Consider the following 17,814-nt stretch of genomic DNA (forward strand, 5'->3'; position numbering starts at 1 on the left):
GAGGTTCTGAGGTTCTGAGGTTCTGAGGTTCTGAGGTTCTGAGGTTCTGAGGTTCTGAGGTTCTGAGGTTCTGAGGTTCTGAGGTTCTGAAATGATATAAAAAAGAGCGCTAAAAGCGCTCTTTTTTATCAACTATCAACTATCAACTATCAACTATCAACTATCAACTATCAACTATCAACTATCAACTATCAACTATCAACTATCAACTATCAACTATCAACTACTAATGTCTCGCTTTAGACCCAAACGGGCAACGTTTTATAAGGTAATTAATTGTAGCATGATAAGCATCAAATCCTGTTCCGAAAGAATTTCTTGATTCAGAATATAGGTTTGTTCCTTTATCATTAAAAATATTCAAATTAATTTTAGTTTCGTAATTAATCATTGTTGTAGCACTATTAGAGTTGTATGCTGAACCCGATGATTTAGTTGTTTCTTTTCTTCCTTCTTTATTTTGTGTTTCTTTATCGTTGTAACTTGTAACGCCGCTTCCGTAAGAAGAAGTTCCTTTATTAGTTACATTGGCAATTCCGTAAACAACATTTTCAACACCAAGTAAAACAGCCATTTCTTTTGGAGATATAGACTTTAAATTAGCCGATGAGATTTTATTCTTTGCCAAAAGGCTGTTTGTTGTAATAGGATCCTGCAATTCTAAACCATTAGTATTTTCTTTTATCGAAAGATAACTATCAGCTTGTAATTGTTCAGCCATCGCACTTACATTAAGAGTAGGATCATTAGATATAAATTCGAAAGGTAATATGGCAATTTTTCCTCTGCGATCCGTTGATGCTACTGGTGATGAAGTTACTTCAGTGTTTACACCTTTATTGATTACTTCTGTTCTTCCACTAGCAAAAACAATTACATTAATTCCAGATTTTTTAAACTCATATTCAAGAGCTTCTCCTTTATACACAAATTTAATAGCATCATCTTTTACAGATACAACCTTCCCTTCTCTTTTTTCACCATTTAGCATAATAACCGTATCTAATTTATCTTGAGCAGATACAATCATTACATTACAAAATAAGGCTATAAAAAAGATAACATTTTTTAAGATATTTTTTTTCATTTTTTTAGATTAAAATTTAAGAACTAGACTCAATTTATATGCACCTAGCTACGTTTTACAGCAAGATAATAATCATGTATATAATTGTTTTAAAAAGCAGTATTTGTATATAAATTTGATACTATAAAAATAAATATTTTTTCTTTTAAATCCAATAAAAACTTATCTTAATAGTAGATGAATGTTGGCTTTGTAGGTTATTACTAAGCATAATTCTTCTTGATTATTTAGTCTATTATGTTTAAAATTCAATAGCAATCTTTCCTATTGTTTCACCTGATTCTAAGAGTTGGTGTGCTTTTTTTAGATTATCTACCGTAAGACCAGTTAATGTTTCATTAAGAGTAGATTGGAGTGTTCCATTATCTAATAAATCGGCTATTTTATTGAGAATATTATGTTGCTCTTGCATATCGTCAGTTTGAAACATAGAACGCGTGTACATTAATTCCCAAGAGAACGACGCACTTTTATTTTTTAATTTATTCAAAGTTATCGGATCACTGCTTCCAGTAATAGACGCGATATGACCTTGAGGTTTGATAAGTTCTACCATAATATCCCAATATGCATTTGTATCAACAAAATCGAGGATAAAATCAACATACTCAAACCCTATTTCCCTAACCGAAGAGATTAAATCTTTGTGATTAACTACATAATCCGCCCCTTGCTTTTTGCACCAAGCAATAGTTTCTGGGCGAGATGCAGTAGCAATAACAGTTAAACCAGCTATTTTTTTAGCTAATTGAATGGCAATAGAACCTACTCCACCAGCTCCACCAATTATTAATACTGCTTTGCCTTTATCTTTTTCGGGATTAATACGAATACGATCAAACAAAATTTCCCAAGCAGTTAAACCTGTTAAAGGCATAACTGCAGCTTCTGTATTGGTTAGTGATTTTGGTTTTCTGCCTACAATACGCTCATCTATAATTTGATACTCAGCGTTACTGCCTTGTTTAGTAATATCACCAGCATAATATACTTCGTCGCCTACTTTAAATAAGTTTACGTTTGCACCAATAGCTTCAACTATACCTACAGCATCCCAACCAATAATTTTTGGAGTTTCTAAAACAGTATTTACAGCACTATTCTGCCGAATTTTAAAATCGACTGGATTTACAGATATCGCATTAATTTTTACCAATAAATCATTTGCTCCAGGTATTGGTTTAGCAGTTTCAAATTCAATAAAACTGTCTTGTTCTACTATCGGTAACGAGGTTCTAAATCCTATTGCTTTCATAATTTTATAGTATTATTTATTATATTTTTCTTCGGCGTTATCAATCGGTGTTTTGGGATCATTTTGAACCATCTTGGCAATGTCATCCTTTCTCATAAATACAACTCCTTTTTTAGTTTTTGTGTACTGAATAAAAGTATCCATGGCTCTAACCATTGCTGGTGTTCCTCCTATCCTATCATGAAAACTAATAGACATCATTCTTCGTTTGGTACCAGCTTCTTCATAAAGTTGATCAAATTCCATTTTTAATTGTGCTAGGAATTGATCTGGACTCCAATGTTTTCCTTCTACATTTACAATATCATTATTACGGAGTGTATATGGCATAACCACGAAGTTTTTGCCATTTACTTTAGTAATAAAAGGCTCATCGCGACCTAAATCATCAATATGATATAAAAATCCAAGTTCTTGCAATACTTTCAGCGTATTAGGACTTCTACGCAACCAGTTTGCATTATATCCAATGCCTCTTTTGCCTGTAATAGATGCTACAGTATCAATTCCTTTTTTTACAAATGCCAATTCATCAGCATAATTCATATTCCATTGGTTGCTCCAAGACATTCCGTGAGCAGCAATTTCATGACCATCATTTGCAATAGCTTTAGCAATTTCGGGATATTTTACAGCTGCCTCACCCACTACATGCGAAGTAACTTTAATATTGTATTTCTTCCACAAACTCAGCATTCTGTAAATACCTTCATTTGCTCCATAACGAAACCAACTTTCGGCAGGTAAATCTGGTTGTCCCTTTGGTAATGGATTTCCAGAAAAAGGACTCTCTGCGCCTTCAGGCTGACCTCCTGTTTCAAACTGCATAGATACCGAAATTACTAATTGTGCGCCATTTGGCCAATTTTTGGTAGTATTTTCATTTTTAGTTTGTGCGCAAAATGATAAAGACAACATCATGAAAACGGATGTCATTATTGTTTTTAAATAAGTTGAAATCATAATTTATAGGTTTAAAATTTTGAACAAAGTTAATGCTGTTCTATACTCTTAATTTTGTAAAAAATCATTGAATAGTTGTAAGTTTCAATTGTAATTAAAACTTACTATAGGTAAATCTGATCAAAATTTAATTCTAACCAAATAAAGCAGTTCCGCTACTCATTCTTTCTAATAATCCCATACAAAGTGAGCATGTAAATAGCGTAATTACAATTGCCATAAACCCAAAGATTAACATCAGCTTTCTAACAGATACTCTTACTGAATTTTGTTTGTTATCTTTTGAAATGTATTCATAGATGTTTTTGAAGCTCTTATAGATGATAATTCCGGTAAAACCAATTGCAAAAAATATAATTGCTGCAATGATGGTCAATACATAAAAACGAAATTGATTGCTATGAATAAAAACATCACTAATTGTAATTAAACTCAGTATAAAAAAAGCTACTATAGCTGTATAAACAGAAATTTTGAAGAATGTAAACATAGTTGCTTTAAGTATTTAATTAGTCTATTTTTTAAAACGATAAATATAATAAGGAGGTTTTCCTTCGTCTCCAGCTCCTGTAAATGCAGGAGAACTATCCAGTTGATTTACCGAAATATACATCCAACCATCAGGTCCTTGATAAACATTATCAGGCCATAATAATCGTTCATTATCTTGTATAATATTGGTTAATTTACCATTAGCATCAAGTTTGGTAATAGCATGCTCTTGCAAGTTAGTAAAATAATGATTGCCATCTGCATCCGTAATTGCACCATCACTAAAAGGTTTACTACCAACTTTTTCAATTGAATTACCAATTATGTTATCGCTTTTTCCCTCTCTTAATAATTTTGCAGATACTTTATACCAAGAATTACCATTCATCGCTCCAAAAAATATAGTTTCTCTATCGTTCGAAAGTGTAATTGGATCAATAGCTACACGAGCAGGCTTACCTCCAAAATGTGTTACTTTACCTTTAATAATCATATCTTTATCTTCTGCTTGCAATGAAGTATGATTACTAAATCTACGTGCTTTCTTCGTTTTTAAATTCAGCACAATAATTCCCGGATTAGCAATATCTGCCAAGTATGCAAACCCATTTTTTTCATCTATTGCTACATCTTGAGTAAAAGTACCTTTGGGAGCTACAGGACTTGGCAATTCAATTTTTTGAGTTACTACATTTCTGCTAATGTCAAAAGCCCAAAGTCTGGTTTTACCTAGTTCAAGCCCCATATCGATAACCCATAATTGATTATTTTTATCAAAAATGAGTCCTAACATAGCATCAAATTTGGTATCATTGGCTTTCTCTCCATTTTTCTGATAAGCATTTGAAGGATATGGAATTGCTTTTCCGTTTATAATCTCCACCAATTGTGTTTTTTGACTACCAAGTGGGTGTATCGTAGCAAAAACACGGCCTTCTGCAGATACAGCAACATCACCAGGACGAATATCCATTGCAGCTACAACTTCTAGATTATTATTGATTGTATTTGTATTTCCAAAATAACTTGCAGTACCTTCTATCCAGTCTTTACGAGGAGGAGCAAAAAAATCTATATCGAGCGTTCCATCTTCAAGACATTCAAACTGATGTGGTACATTACCGGGAATTATAAGTACTTCTCCAGTCTTAACTATATAGTCTTTGCCTTGCATTGTCACTTTTACACTTCCCTTAGTAATATAAGAAGTTTGCTCGTTAGGATGCTGATGTAGCGGAACTTTAGCCCCTTTATCCATCTTAAATAAGGCAAGCATTCCTTGTTCACCATATACATATTTACGCTGTAGCTTATTCCCCAATTGCTCCCAGCCTAAATCATCAAATTTAATGTGTTGTATTTCTTTTATATTTTGCGCTTTTATATTATTTCCAAATGAAATAATTGCAATAAGCGTTACTACTATTAACTTTAATTTTATCATTTTATATTTATTTAATTGTTTTGAAATTAATATGAACTCTTAATATCGTTTTGCTGTGGCCAATGCTTGTTAAACATTTTGTTTTCTTGTGGCAAAATAATCTCATAACCCGGTTTTTCGTCTATGCTGATTTTTATTTTTACAGAAGATAATTCTCCTGAAACTAAATGTCCTCCGAATGTTTTATCATCTGATAGAAAATGAAAATGAAAAGGAGACAAATCAATTGAAGCAAAAGATGGAGGATTATAAAAACCAATCAGAGTTCCAGAAATCTGCTTTCTTTTATAAAGAGGTCTGGTCTTCATTAATTCAGCCAAACCAGTTATGTTATCATCCTGAAGTTTGTTTGCTCCACCTACCGCAATTGATTCAAAAGTGCATTCTATACGCAATGCATAAGGTTTATTTGCAGAAGGAAGTTTGCTTATTATTTCCTTTTGAAGCATTTCAATTGTTTTAATACTGCTAATTTCATATTCCATATCTGCCTTAAAGAATACTATAGAAGCAAAAGGTACTAATCGGTCAGTTTCAACTTTAGTAACACGTCCATCAGGAGCTACTCTGTAAAAAATGCCATCCAAAGCAATCATTTCACCATCAAGATTATTATAAGTTCCGAGTCCAAAATTCCCTTTATGAGCTAATGATTTTGCAGAAATATCACCTGTGTAAACTCCGTTACGCATCGCATCCATCACCGAATAATGGAAAATTGATTTCTCCTCTTGAACTTGCCCATTTGCAACTAGAAAACTTGCGGTAGAAATTATAGAAGTAATTATTATTGTTCTTCTTTTCATTGTTTTATTTATTATTCTGTTTGTATACAAAAAATTATAATGCCAAAGATATTTTACGACAACTCAAGATATGTTGTATATTTTCATTGTATTTTTGTATAAATTAATCTTCAGTATATGAAACGTTTTACAAGCTATCATTCCTTAAATGTATTTAGATTGCAACTGGACGAATGGGAATTTCCAACACACAAACACAATTTTTATGAATTCATTTTTATAGAAAAAGGCAGCGGGAATCACATTCTTAATGACACAATGTTTAATTATAAAGAAGGAGACGTTTTTTTGTTAAGACCCGAAGATTCTCATTCTTTTGAGATAGAAGAAAATACAAGTTTCATATTCATAAAATTTACGGAACAACTCTTCATAGAAAAACTAGAAGGTGGTAAAACTGCCAAATGGATGGAAATAATTAAGATTCTTTTGCAAAATCCATCTGCAGTAGATGGAACTTTAATAACAGATAAAGAAGATAAAAAACATATTTGTAGCTTATTGCAAGTGTTACTGGTCGAATTTTCAAAAAAATGTGCTTATAGCCGTGAGGTAGTATTAGAACTTTTTGGTGCCGTAATGATGATGGTCGCAAGAAGTCACTCGACTTCTAAACACGGGGATCAATGTCCTAGCAATACAGAACTGGATAAACTAAATCAGATTTTGGGTTACACTCGTTTACATGCTTTAGACGCTGAAAAAATGCGCATCGAAAATATTGCAGAATTATTTGCTATGTCTCCAAATTATATTAGTATTTATGTAAAAAAACATAGCGGAGTTTCTATTCAGCAACATATAATTCAAACAAAACTAAAAGCTGCGGATCAGCTACTTAAAAATGGTCGCCATAATGTAAATGAAATCGCTGCCAAGCTAGGATTTACAGATGCAAGTCATTTTAATAAAATATACAAAAAATACAAAAAAGTAAGTCCTACCGGATTTCTGAAACCATAATATGGTTTACAATTTCAAAAGTCTGCAAAGTGTTATATTGTCCTAAATCAGGACAATAATGCATTTTGCATTTTCTATAAAACAAACAAATATATTTACCTTTGTCGAATCATTAAAAAGATTAAACTATTGCTTTACAAGTAATTAATACTTTTTTTTTTATCCCAACATTTTACTTACTCTCCTATTGAATATTTTAAAGTTCAATTCAGAAAAAACATCTATTCTATATGTTCTCATTATTTAAATCCCGCTATTATTTAAAAGATTTAATACCTAATCATTACATTGATATTCATAACCATCTTTTACCTGGAATAGACGATGGTGCAAAAACAATTGAAGAAACCAGAATGCTTATTTCTGGTATGAAAAAAATTAATATTGCAGGCGCAATAGCTACACCACATACTTTTGCTAAATACTGGAATAATACTTCCACAAGTATAAGTAATGCATATAATATTGCAACAGGATCTGAGGAAGAGAAATCTTTTTTAAAAGGATATGCTAGCGAATATATGCTAGATAAAACTTTAATAGAACGAGTAAATAACGAAAAGCTTTTATGCTTACATGATTCATATATTTTAGTCGAATTATCACTAGTAAGTTGTCCATTAGACTTGTATGAAATGTTATTTGAATTAAAATGTAAAGATTATAAAATTATAATAGCACATCCAGAACGTTACTTTTATTTTCACAAGCATATAGATAAATTTGAAAAATTAAAATCCTTTGGTGTTTATTTCCAGCTTAATTTATTGTCGCTAACTGGTTACTACGGCAGAGAAGCCCAGAAAACCGCAGAACGTTTAATCGAGAAAGATTTATATGATTTTACTGGTACAGATATTCACAATGAAGAGCAAATGAATCATTTTTCAACAGAATCTGTTCATTTCAATAAAAACAAAATTGGTGATTTAATGCAAAACAATAGCATATTTTACAAAGAGTAACTTCAGTCATTTGTTTCAAAATATAACTTAATATAAAATAAAAAAGGTCCTCATTATGAGGACCTTTTTGGTTAAAGCATGTTTAATATAGAATCAACTACTTTTTAAACAAACGCTTAAATAACGATTTCTTTTCAACATATCTACCATAACCATAATTATGACCGTAATTATAACCACTTGCAATATCATTAATTACATATCCCATATTATTGAGTTTTTTGTCCTCATTCAGCCTACTAGAATAAGAAACTAGTTTTTTCTCAGTCATTCCAGAACGTACTACATACAAAGTTGTATCAGCATATTTAGAAATAATCAATGAATCTGAAACTAATAATGTAGGAGGTGTATCGAAAACTATAATATCATACAGTCCTCTTATTTCATTGACAAAAGTTGTAAATCTTTTACTTGATAACAAAAGAATTGGATTAGGTGGTATATCTCCAGATAACAAAACATCAAAAGAAAAATCAGTTGTTTTGTTCTTATAGAGTAAATCCTGCCATTCTAAAGAATTATTATGTAAATAATTAGACAATCCTTTATTATCAAGTTTAGATTGATCTAAATGTTTATGCAATTGTGGGTTTCTTAAATCTGTACCTACAATAAGTATTTTTTTACCTAATTGAGCAAGAGTACTAGCTAGATTAAATGATACAAAAGTTTTTCCTTCTCCTTTAATCGATGAAGTAACAAAAAATATCTTTCCTTGTTTAGTATCGTCAAATGGAGTAATAAATTCAGTGTTATGAACTAATGTTCTAAACGCTTCTAATACTTCCTGAGATCCTTGATTATTCTCCGTTTTGTTTTCTTGTAATGAAGGTAATTCTCCAAGAATAGGAATCGTATTGTTTATTTTTTCGATATCACTAGTACTATATATCTTGTTATCGAATTTAAAAAGCAGATACAAAACGCCAAATGGAATAAAAAGACCTAGCATTAAAGCCATCAAAAAGACAAAACTAGTTTTAGGATAAATAGGAATGTTATTTGTTATCGCGTAATCTATAATTTTAGTGTTTGGTACCGTAACTGCTAAATTAATAGAGGCTTCTTCCCTTTTTTGAAGTAATAACAAATATAAATTTTCTTTTAGGTTTTGCTGACGCTCAATGCTACGCAATACTTTTTCTTTTTCTGGTAATGTCGAGAAAGTGCCATCTGCAGATCGTTGAGCTAGCTCACCTTGAACACGTGAAGTTTCTAATTGTTGCTTATAGCCCTTTATAGAATTTATAATATTATCTTTTTGATTCTTAAGAGAACTTAATACAACTTGAACCGATGGGTTATTAATACCAGCACTCGTTTGCAATTTTTGATACTCTAATATTAATGTATTATATCCAGCAATTAATTGATTTATAGTAGCATTTTGAACCCCAATATCAGCTGGTAATAGTTCGAAACTTGCCTGTTTGAATAAATTATCTTGAAGTAGTTTAACCAACAACAATTGAGATTCTACATCAAAAAGAGCTTGTTCTTTATCAGACTTTATTTTAATACTCACGCCTGCATCTTCTTGTATAAAACTTAAGTTATTACTTGTTTTATAGTCTTTTTTAGATATCTCAATAGCATCTAATTCTTGCTTTAAATACACAAACCTATTATCAACAAAATCAATTGTTCTTCGAGAAACTTGTTGATTATCTTTAATACCGTCTTCTTCAAATACTTTAATTAAATTATTTAAAATGACTTGAGCGTGTTCTCCATCAGAATTTTTTAAAACCAAAGAAATGATATCACTATCTTTCCCCATTGCTGTTACTTGTACAGCTTTAGTTAGCTCTAATGTCGCTACTCTAATAGGTTTTAAAATTATCTGATACGTATTATCTACAAATGAGTTTATACTTTCATTTGCAGAGGGCTGGATAGTTATAGGAAAATTAGGAAGAGGTTTATTTAACCAATATCCTTTTGTTTTCAGTGTTTTTCCTGAATCAGTATCTAATATAGTATAACCTGTTTTAGTGATATTTATATCATACTTTATTATATCCGATAAGCTATCTTGTGGTAAAGCATAATTGATTACAAATGGAGGATTAAAATTTATTTTAGAATTTATCTTCCCTTTTGAGATATAAATTACATTCAGTTTTAAATTCTGTACCACTTGTTCAGATAGACGATATGAGTTAAAAAGAGCAATTTCATTTTCTAAGTTAATAGTAGATTTACTAAATACCTTGGACATGTCCAGAGAAAAATTAGTATTCTTTTTATCATCAATAAGTTTAACTTTCGCTTCAGTTGTATATATAACATCAGCATAACGCAAATATGTAAATGCGATTATTAATGAGAGTAACATTGCTCCCAAAAACCAAGGCCAATACCGCAAATATTTTTTAAACGCCTCAGTAATATTTATTGAGGTTTCATTTTCGTCTAAGCCTAAAAAACTATTTTTGTTTGTATTTTTATTCATGTCTATTATCGTGTTAACAAAATAACTGTACTTAATACCAATGATGCAATCGTTAATATAGTAGCTGCATTTCCTATATAGCCAGATGATTTTACTTTAGAATTATTTGGATTTATTACCAGTACATCATTTTGTCTAATAGTGTAATCCGGATTATTCATCCAATCAGTCGTAGTAAGATCGAGATGTTTAATAGTACGCACGCCTTCCGACTCTCTAATCAGTATAATATCTTTTCTTTTCCCATTAATAGTTAAATCTCCAGCATATCCAAGAGCTTGAGGTAAAGTAAGATATTGTTCTGTAAAAGAATATGTTCCAGGTTTGTTTACTTCTCCAAGTACTGTAACTTTTGCATTTAAAAGACGAATACTTACAGTTGGATCTATTAAATGACCACCCGCTTCTAGTGTGTTTTTTAACTCTTGTTCTAATGCTGAAGTAGTTTTATTAGCCACAGAAATACTTCCTAGAACAGGAAAAATTATTGCACCTTGTGGAGATACTAAATATCCTTGTAATTTAATTGTCTCAATATTAGACATGCTATTAGCTCCTAATGGTTGAATGTTATAAGGAATAACTGTTTCAGGAACTTTTGCTCCTACAGTAATGCTTAAAATATCATTCGGTTGTATTAACGAACCTGTATATTCAATAGGGCTTGATTGATATGTTGTGCTATCTTGAAAATATAAAATTTCTTTTTTGGATGCACATGATTGCAAAAGCAAGAGAAAGGATGCTAGTGCGTAAATGTATTTGTTCATGATTTTATTTATTTATTTATTTATTTATTTATTGCGATTGCAGTTTTAAAGTCTATTAAGTTGAAGTAATGCCAAAAATCGAATCAAATGAATTTGTCTTTTAATTCGTAATGGCTGACACACTAAGCGATAAGCCCATTCGAGATTGTTATTTATCCACCATTTTGGTGCTCGCTGAACATGTCCTGTAAATACATCAAAACTACCTCCCAATCCTTGATAAGTAGCTTTATGTCTTTTTTGAATTTCTTCCATAAGCAATTCTTGTATAGGTGAGCCCATAGCGACAAAAACGATATCGGGTTGTTTATCGACTATGTCTTTTATTAAAGCTTCTTTTTCTTCATCCGTTTTTATAAAACCATTTCTATAATTTAAAATTTGGATGCCTTCATAATCTCTCTTTAAATTTGTTACAGTTGCTTCAATTACTTCATCTTTCCCGCCAACTAAATAAAAAGTTTTAGTGGTATGATACGCTTTAATTATATCTAGCCAAAGTTCACAACCAGGGATTTTTACCGCTTTTTTAAAGCCTTTTTTATGAAGTGCCCAAACTGCCCCTATTCCGTCAGGATATCCTAAATTTCTATTTATTATAGAACGGCTTTTATTAGTTGCATGGAGTATTTTTTCTGCATTTACAGCAACTAAAATTTTATGATTAAAAACAGCATAATTTATAAGTTCAATTCTAGATTGAGGAGCATAAATATTGACGCCATTTGATAAACTTGATTCCATAAATTATAATTAATTATATGATTATTATTGTATCCAGCAATTAGCTGGATTTATTGGATAGAAAATTTTAATCTTAATTTTTAATTAAAGAGTTTTTTAAAATCTTTGTTTCAGTTTAAATAAAATTTGATGTCAGTTTCAATTTTATTTACTACTGAACTAGCCAAAAAGCGATTAACAGCATATTGGTGATTAAATTGAGCTGAATTCTTGGTCTTATCAGCATCTAAAATGTATTTTTCTAATTCAAAGGCAAATGATTCTGGAGATAAATCAGCTACTAAACTGCCCATGTTTTTTGTATCAAAAAAATCATTTAACCCTCCTACTGGTCTTGTTATTATAGGTAAACCAAATGCCATTGCTTCAAGAACAGATGTAGGCATTCCTTCTCCATAAGTTGGCAAAATATAAATATCAGATTTATTATATTCCTTAGCAACATCCATTCCGTGTAATGGGCCTGTAAAACTTATATCTTTGATATTCTTTTCACCAACATATTCTCTAGCCTCATTCAATAAAGTTCCTGACCCTACGATTGTTAAGGTGAGCCAATCATATTTTCTTTTTAATATGATAAATGCATCAATCGTTATTAATATTCCTTTTTCTTTTTCGATTCTTGCCAAAAAAAGAATGTTATTTATTTTCCCTGTCTTAAGATTAATGTCAAAGTCTTTTATTAATTTATCATCTACTTTAGTAGTCGTTAATAGAATAGGACAAGTAATTCCCATTTCAAGTAATTGCTCTTTAAATGATGATGACAAAATATATATGAATGCTGATTTGTTATAGACGAATTTAAAAAATGATGGTTTTCTAATTATTATTCTTGCATATTCTTCATCCCAACCATGTATAAAAGTTATTACATCTATCATCAGTATTCTTGCAAGAATTAAATACAAACCATCTCTCATAATTTGATATCTTCTAAGTGATGGATTTACAATTACTATATCAGGTCTTTTAAAAATTAATTTTAAGACATATTTAATTAGGTCATAGAAGAAAGTCAAAAAAGCAGGAATCTTTTCTCTTTTTCCATAATGTTCGTAATTAATACTATTATCCCATAAATCATTTAGTCCTAAATAATGATTGGCTACACCTCCAAGTAATTTGGGGTGGGGAGAAATGATTAAGATGTTTTTTTTCATTTTTTTGTAAAATGGAGTAATACCCGAGACTTGAAATCCTGACAAGTATTTCAAATGATGAGAAATGATATTTTAATTAGACAATCTTGGTTTAGAATAGTCTATATTTTATATGATCAATTTGTGCTTTATCAAATCCAATTAGGTTTAATTCAAAAAGTATTCAATAACTAGAAATTTTTTAAGTATGTGCTTTAGTTTTAAATTATCAACTAAAACTATATAGTTTAATTCCATCTAACTTATTTCTAAATACTACTCCTAAAATCCACATATACGAAATTGAAATTGCTCCAAGTATTGATGTTTCAAATGAATAAGTATAATAATCGATAAGGACAATAATTAAAATTAACATACTAGTTAGGTATAAATGTTTACTATTAATATCGCTCTTAATATTCTTGTTTGTTAATAGTATCCGAAATAAATTAATAAATATAGACGTGTAAAAAAACAATCCTAGAAAACCAACTTGTAAAAGCATCTGCAGAAATCCAGTTCTTGCGCCATAGCCAACACCATATAAACTTTCTGTAATTTCGTCTGACGTTTTATCTTTTACATCATCATTAAAACCAGATTTAACTAAATGCCCAGCTCCAAACCCAAAAAGGACATTATAATTTTCTTTAGACAGCATTAAGTTTACCAAATATGCAGGTGCTTCACTTCTTCCAATATTATCTTCAATACGTCCACCAGAAGTGTATTCTTGAGAGTAAACTATAATATATTCCAGATCAAATGAGCCACCAATTTTATTTTCAGGATTTAATGAAGGGATAATTCTTGCAGAAACATAAAATATCATACATATTGATACTAAAGCAACGAAAAGCTTCTTTAAAATATTTATTTGTCCATCCTTAAATTTAATCATTACAAAATAAAGGGCTATTAAATAAATAAAAGGGAAATAGGCTATCGTAGCCCTCTTTCCTCCTGTTAATGAGAAAAGAATAAATCCTAAAACAGCTATTAAATATGTTTTTTGGGAAGTCAAAAAATACCCTACTATACAATAAGCACCTCCTAAGAGTGCTATTACCGTAGTTATACTTCCTCCTCTATTAGCAATAGTACCAATAAACTCTTCGGCTATACTTCCTAAAACAATAACTTTTATAATTCCGGCAAATATTTGAGAAACATATAAATAAATAATAAGTTTTGTTAAAAGGTTAACCTGCCTGGTGGAAAAACTAGTATTTATTAATACATAGAAAAATAATATAACAGGTAAATAATCTCTAAAGAATAATGCAAGTTGCACAATTTCAAGATTATTTATAATATATGATACAATGGAAACTATAATGAATCCTAAAAAAAGCCATAGAGAAGGGAATCTATAAACTTTTTTTTCAGAAAAAAAGGCCTCTAAAAATAGTAACAAAAATAAAAACTCCATCATTAATTTTGTCACAGTAGGTGTCATTCCTAATAAATCTAGAGTTCCTCTGGAAAACGCCACAAAGAATAAGAGGCCATAAATTAAATCTCTCTCTGTTTTATAATTTTGAAAAAACCATATAATTACTGGAATGACAGAAAGAAAACAAAGTATCATTAGTGGGTGCTCCCCTACTGTAAAATGTACTTGACTCATAAGTCCTAAAAATTTTAAAAGCTTATATTGTTAAATCCTCTTATATTGAGGTGTAATTTTTTTAGGAAAAAAGAATAAAAAAGCCATCCAAATTGAAATATCAGATAAAAATTGATAAATTAATCTTTCAAAAAAATATTTTATTTTATTAGCCTTACTTTTCATAGCTAACGTATGTAGGATTGATCTAGCCGCCAAAACCCCTATGCAAACTGACAAAACAGCCCATGAATTATAAAAGATAATTGCCAGTAACAAAAATATTGCTGTATAATTTGATCTAATAAATCTCTTTAGAACATAAACATCAAATAGATGTTCTCTAAGAATTATACCAGGATAAAGTGTATAACCAGACAAAAGCATGTTCCACATTCGTTTTTCATTTCTATAGTCTATAGTATGATGTAAACATATAAGGTGTGGTATTCTAACTATTTTTACTTTTTTCTTCCTTAATCTTATTGCTAAATCTAAATCTTCATTTACTTTAAATTTAGAATTCATTCCTCCTACTTCAATCCATTTATCTCTAGTTATAATAAAAATTCCTCCGTTTTCAGAAAGTACTTGCGCATCCTTTGGAAGAACGTTTGTATAAGTTCTTGGTGATTTGGTTATAAAAATCCCTTTATCATCATAGAAATAATCATCTAAATGCCCAGTTACATATTCTGATACTAATTGATTTTTTTCATTAAAAATGTAGTTTAAAAAATCTAGTTGAATTTCCATGTCTCCATCCACAAAAAAAAGAATATCTCCTGTAGATTCATTTGCTCCAACATTTCTGGCTACAGCAGCATTACAAAGCCCTGTAACTTTAAACACTTTTACTTTTTCGTAAACTAAAGCTCTTTCGATACTGTCGTCTGAAGAATTAGAATCAACATAAATTACTTCAAATTCAATTTGGCTTGAATTAATTATATTATAAATACTCTCTAAGCATTTTGTCAATCTCCACCCTTCATTCTTCCCAATTACTATTATACTTATCATTTAATTAAGATTATCCGATAAAAATTTGACCGATTTATCCCTTTCTTCTGAAAGTATCGTGTTTACATTGTCCCAATCTATTTTCTTGTGTATTAATGTTGAATCTATTTTTTCTGAATCTAATACAAATCGGTCTTCAAGTCCGAATTTCTCAAGCAAAGATTGAAATCTACTTAAACCTCTTCTTTCATTTCCAATAGCAATAAATGGTTTATTAAATAAAATAGAAAACACACAACCATGAAAAGAATCAGTAATCACAAATTCTGCATCATCAAAACCTTTAAGCCATTTTGTTACTGAAGGAAAAACTGCCTCATCAAAATTAGCAATAGACTCTTTAGTAAATTTAGTTTTAGGCATTGTTGAAAAAGAAGTTAGATTTAGTTCTTTACTTATTTGTTCGATATATTTCTTTTTGATTTCTGAAGTGTCTAAAAAATAAGACATTAGTGTGCCATCACTAACGGACTCATTCTCATCTATTATTAGTTTTTTATAGATTTTCAAATCTAGTAACATTGTTGGGTCTAAGACTTGTACTGCACTAACTCCAAGATGCTCTTTACATAATTTAATTCCTGAAGATTCTCTTACAGATACAGAATCAAAATTACTTGCAAGTTTTGAAATTAAACTTCTTTTATCTTGATCAATTTCAAATTCTGATGTACCAAAAGAAGCAGCATAAGAGATTCTCTTGATTCCCTTGAAATCTATTGCAAAATCTAAAAAATAATTAGTAATACACGGAGAATAATCTTGTCTCCATACTTGATCACTTCCTACAACAAATGCATCAAAATCTAACTCTTTTAGATTACTCATGCCTTTTGTGTCATATATTTTATCAGTAATTGGAAAAATGAATTTTGACTTAAAATGACTTATTTTGCCATAGATGTGTCTGTGTTCAAATTCATTCATTGATAATGGAATGTTCTTTTTAGATGATATACGTCTATAAAAAATATTTTTTGCTAATTTTATTAATTTAGTTTTAACTCCTGGTTTAGGATATACTCTATTAATTATCCAAGTATCATGGCCTAAGCTTTTTAATTTTTGCTGTAAAGCAAATGCTTGCAATAGTCCTCCGTAATTATTAAGTAAGGGTTGGGTAAGAATTCCTATTTTCATTTATATATTTTTATAAATTAAACTGTAGCCATAGTTAGGTAAGACAGTATTATGACTAGAATTTGAATGTTATATATTTTTATGCTTATAGATTTCACTGAGGTCTCTACGTTGAGATAACGTAATTTTAAAATCCTCTTTTGCAATTCCAATAGGAATCATGCAAATAATTTTTTCAGATGCGGGAATATTAATTACACTTGCAAGTTTAGTTTCATCTTTATAAGTTTTACCCCAGTTTGCAGGGCAATTTGCAATTTTATAAAAATGTAAACAGTATAATAAGTTCATCAGAAAAATTCCGCCATCTATATATAATTGATTTCTTTCTCCAACTGAAAAAAAGTAGTTTCTATCTGATGAAACTATTAATAGTTGTTTTACATTTTCTGTATGTCCCGTAAAACCATTTTGGATAGATAGTACTTTATCAATTTTAGCTTTGTCTTGTAATAAATAAACCTTAGAACTTTGTCTATTGCAAACAGATGGAGAATTTAAGGCTAAAGAAATTGCTTTTTCAATTATAGCAGTATCAATAATTTCTCCTGTAAAATCTCTTATACTCTTTCTAGATGAAGAAAAATCGTAAAAGTTACTTTGATTGTGCATATAAAAATCATCTTTTTTATACGCGATAGCACCACTGAAAGATTTGTCGTAGGCATCTGATAAGATATTTTTATAAGAATTATATTGTTCTAGACTAAAATAATCATCAATCTTCACATCAATTTTCAGATGAAATTCATAGTATTCACACATAACTTGATATGCAACTCTTATTTGAGAAAGATTAGATTTTTTTATAACAGTTCCTTCATTTAGGAAAATGTGTAAGTTTTTAATTCTTTCTTGAGCAAAACGAGGTCTAATTTTTTTATATAAAAGTCCTTTTTCAACTGAATGATAATATAAAATGATCTTAGCTTCCTTTTTATTAAAAT

The 17,814-nt window shown here is 29.9% G+C and carries 16 protein-coding genes; 2 read left to right on the forward strand and 14 right to left on the reverse strand.

Annotation, left to right across the window (positions count from 1 at the left end):
- Nucleotides 1-226 precede the first annotated feature (226 nt).
- From IW20_RS24450 to IW20_RS24475, 6 genes are all read right to left on the reverse strand, one after another.
- Nucleotides 227-1,087 carry a hypothetical protein gene (locus IW20_RS24450; protein WP_035628764.1) on the reverse strand — a complete coding sequence of 287 codons (861 nt, stop codon included), beginning with the start codon at nt 1,085-1,087 and terminating at the stop codon, nt 227-229.
- 241 nt (nt 1,088-1,328) lie between these two features.
- Nucleotides 1,329-2,342 carry a zinc-binding alcohol dehydrogenase family protein gene (locus IW20_RS24455; RefSeq protein WP_035628765.1) on the reverse strand — a complete coding sequence of 338 codons (1,014 nt, stop codon included), beginning with the start codon at nt 2,340-2,342 and terminating at the stop codon, nt 1,329-1,331.
- A 12-nt stretch (nt 2,343-2,354) separates the two neighbouring features.
- Nucleotides 2,355-3,305, reverse strand: coding sequence for a polysaccharide deacetylase family protein (locus IW20_RS24460; RefSeq protein ID WP_035628767.1), 951 nt, complete (start codon nt 3,303-3,305; stop codon nt 2,355-2,357).
- Nucleotides 3,306-3,438: 133 nt separating this feature from the next.
- Nucleotides 3,439-3,795 carry a hypothetical protein gene (locus tag IW20_RS24465; protein ID WP_035628769.1) on the reverse strand — a complete coding sequence of 119 codons (357 nt, stop codon included), beginning with the start codon at nt 3,793-3,795 and terminating at the stop codon, nt 3,439-3,441.
- 24 nt (nt 3,796-3,819) lie between these two features.
- Complete coding sequence (locus IW20_RS24470) at nt 3,820-5,241, reverse strand: L-dopachrome tautomerase-related protein (protein WP_051886191.1); 1,422 nt, start codon at nt 5,239-5,241, stop codon at nt 3,820-3,822.
- 26 nt (nt 5,242-5,267) lie between these two features.
- On the reverse strand, nt 5,268-6,047 hold the full coding sequence (locus IW20_RS24475) for an acetolactate decarboxylase (RefSeq protein ID WP_035628771.1): 780 nt from the start codon (nt 6,045-6,047) through the stop codon (nt 5,268-5,270).
- A gap of 117 nt (nt 6,048-6,164) precedes the next feature.
- On the opposite strand from IW20_RS24475, the gene IW20_RS24480 reads away from it, so the two are divergent.
- The gene (locus IW20_RS24480) at nt 6,165-7,010 is read left to right on the forward strand and encodes an AraC family transcriptional regulator (protein ID WP_035628772.1); all 846 of its coding nucleotides are present in this window, start codon (nt 6,165-6,167) and stop codon (nt 7,008-7,010) included.
- 230 nt (nt 7,011-7,240) lie between these two features.
- Complete coding sequence (locus tag IW20_RS24485) at nt 7,241-7,975, forward strand: tyrosine-protein phosphatase (RefSeq protein ID WP_035628773.1); 735 nt, start codon at nt 7,241-7,243, stop codon at nt 7,973-7,975.
- Nucleotides 7,976-8,072: 97 nt separating this feature from the next.
- Here IW20_RS24485 and IW20_RS24490 read toward each other — a convergent pair whose 3' ends face one another.
- From IW20_RS24490 to IW20_RS24525, 8 genes are all read right to left on the reverse strand, one after another.
- Entirely contained in the window at nt 8,073-10,433 is a 2,361-nt protein-coding gene (locus IW20_RS24490) for a GumC family protein (protein ID WP_051886193.1), read from the reverse strand.
- Between the two features lie 5 nt (nt 10,434-10,438).
- On the reverse strand, nt 10,439-11,203 hold the full coding sequence (locus IW20_RS24495) for a polysaccharide biosynthesis/export family protein (protein WP_035628776.1): 765 nt from the start codon (nt 11,201-11,203) through the stop codon (nt 10,439-10,441).
- 45 nt (nt 11,204-11,248) lie between these two features.
- Nucleotides 11,249-11,947 carry a WecB/TagA/CpsF family glycosyltransferase gene (locus IW20_RS24500; protein ID WP_035628777.1) on the reverse strand — a complete coding sequence of 233 codons (699 nt, stop codon included), beginning with the start codon at nt 11,945-11,947 and terminating at the stop codon, nt 11,249-11,251.
- 110 nt (nt 11,948-12,057) lie between these two features.
- Nucleotides 12,058-13,113, reverse strand: a complete 1,056-nt coding sequence (locus IW20_RS24505) for a glycosyltransferase family 4 protein (protein WP_035628788.1) — start codon at nt 13,111-13,113, stop codon at nt 12,058-12,060.
- A gap of 208 nt (nt 13,114-13,321) precedes the next feature.
- On the reverse strand, nt 13,322-14,725 hold the full coding sequence (locus tag IW20_RS24510; RefSeq protein WP_123869560.1) for a hypothetical protein: 1,404 nt from the start codon (nt 14,723-14,725) through the stop codon (nt 13,322-13,324).
- 30 nt (nt 14,726-14,755) lie between these two features.
- Complete coding sequence (locus IW20_RS24515) at nt 14,756-15,727, reverse strand: glycosyltransferase (protein WP_035628780.1); 972 nt, start codon at nt 15,725-15,727, stop codon at nt 14,756-14,758.
- Complete coding sequence (locus IW20_RS24520; RefSeq protein WP_035628781.1) at nt 15,728-16,867, reverse strand: polysaccharide pyruvyl transferase family protein; 1,140 nt, start codon at nt 16,865-16,867, stop codon at nt 15,728-15,730.
- Nucleotides 16,868-16,936: 69 nt separating this feature from the next.
- On the reverse strand, nt 16,937-17,814 hold an 878-nt coding region (locus tag IW20_RS24525; protein WP_035628782.1), incomplete at its 5' end, for a nitroreductase family protein.

Origin of the sequence: Flavobacterium hydatis (genome assembly GCF_000737695.1) — a bacterium.
Taxonomy (GTDB): Bacteria; Bacteroidota; Bacteroidia; order Flavobacteriales; family Flavobacteriaceae; genus Flavobacterium; species Flavobacterium hydatis.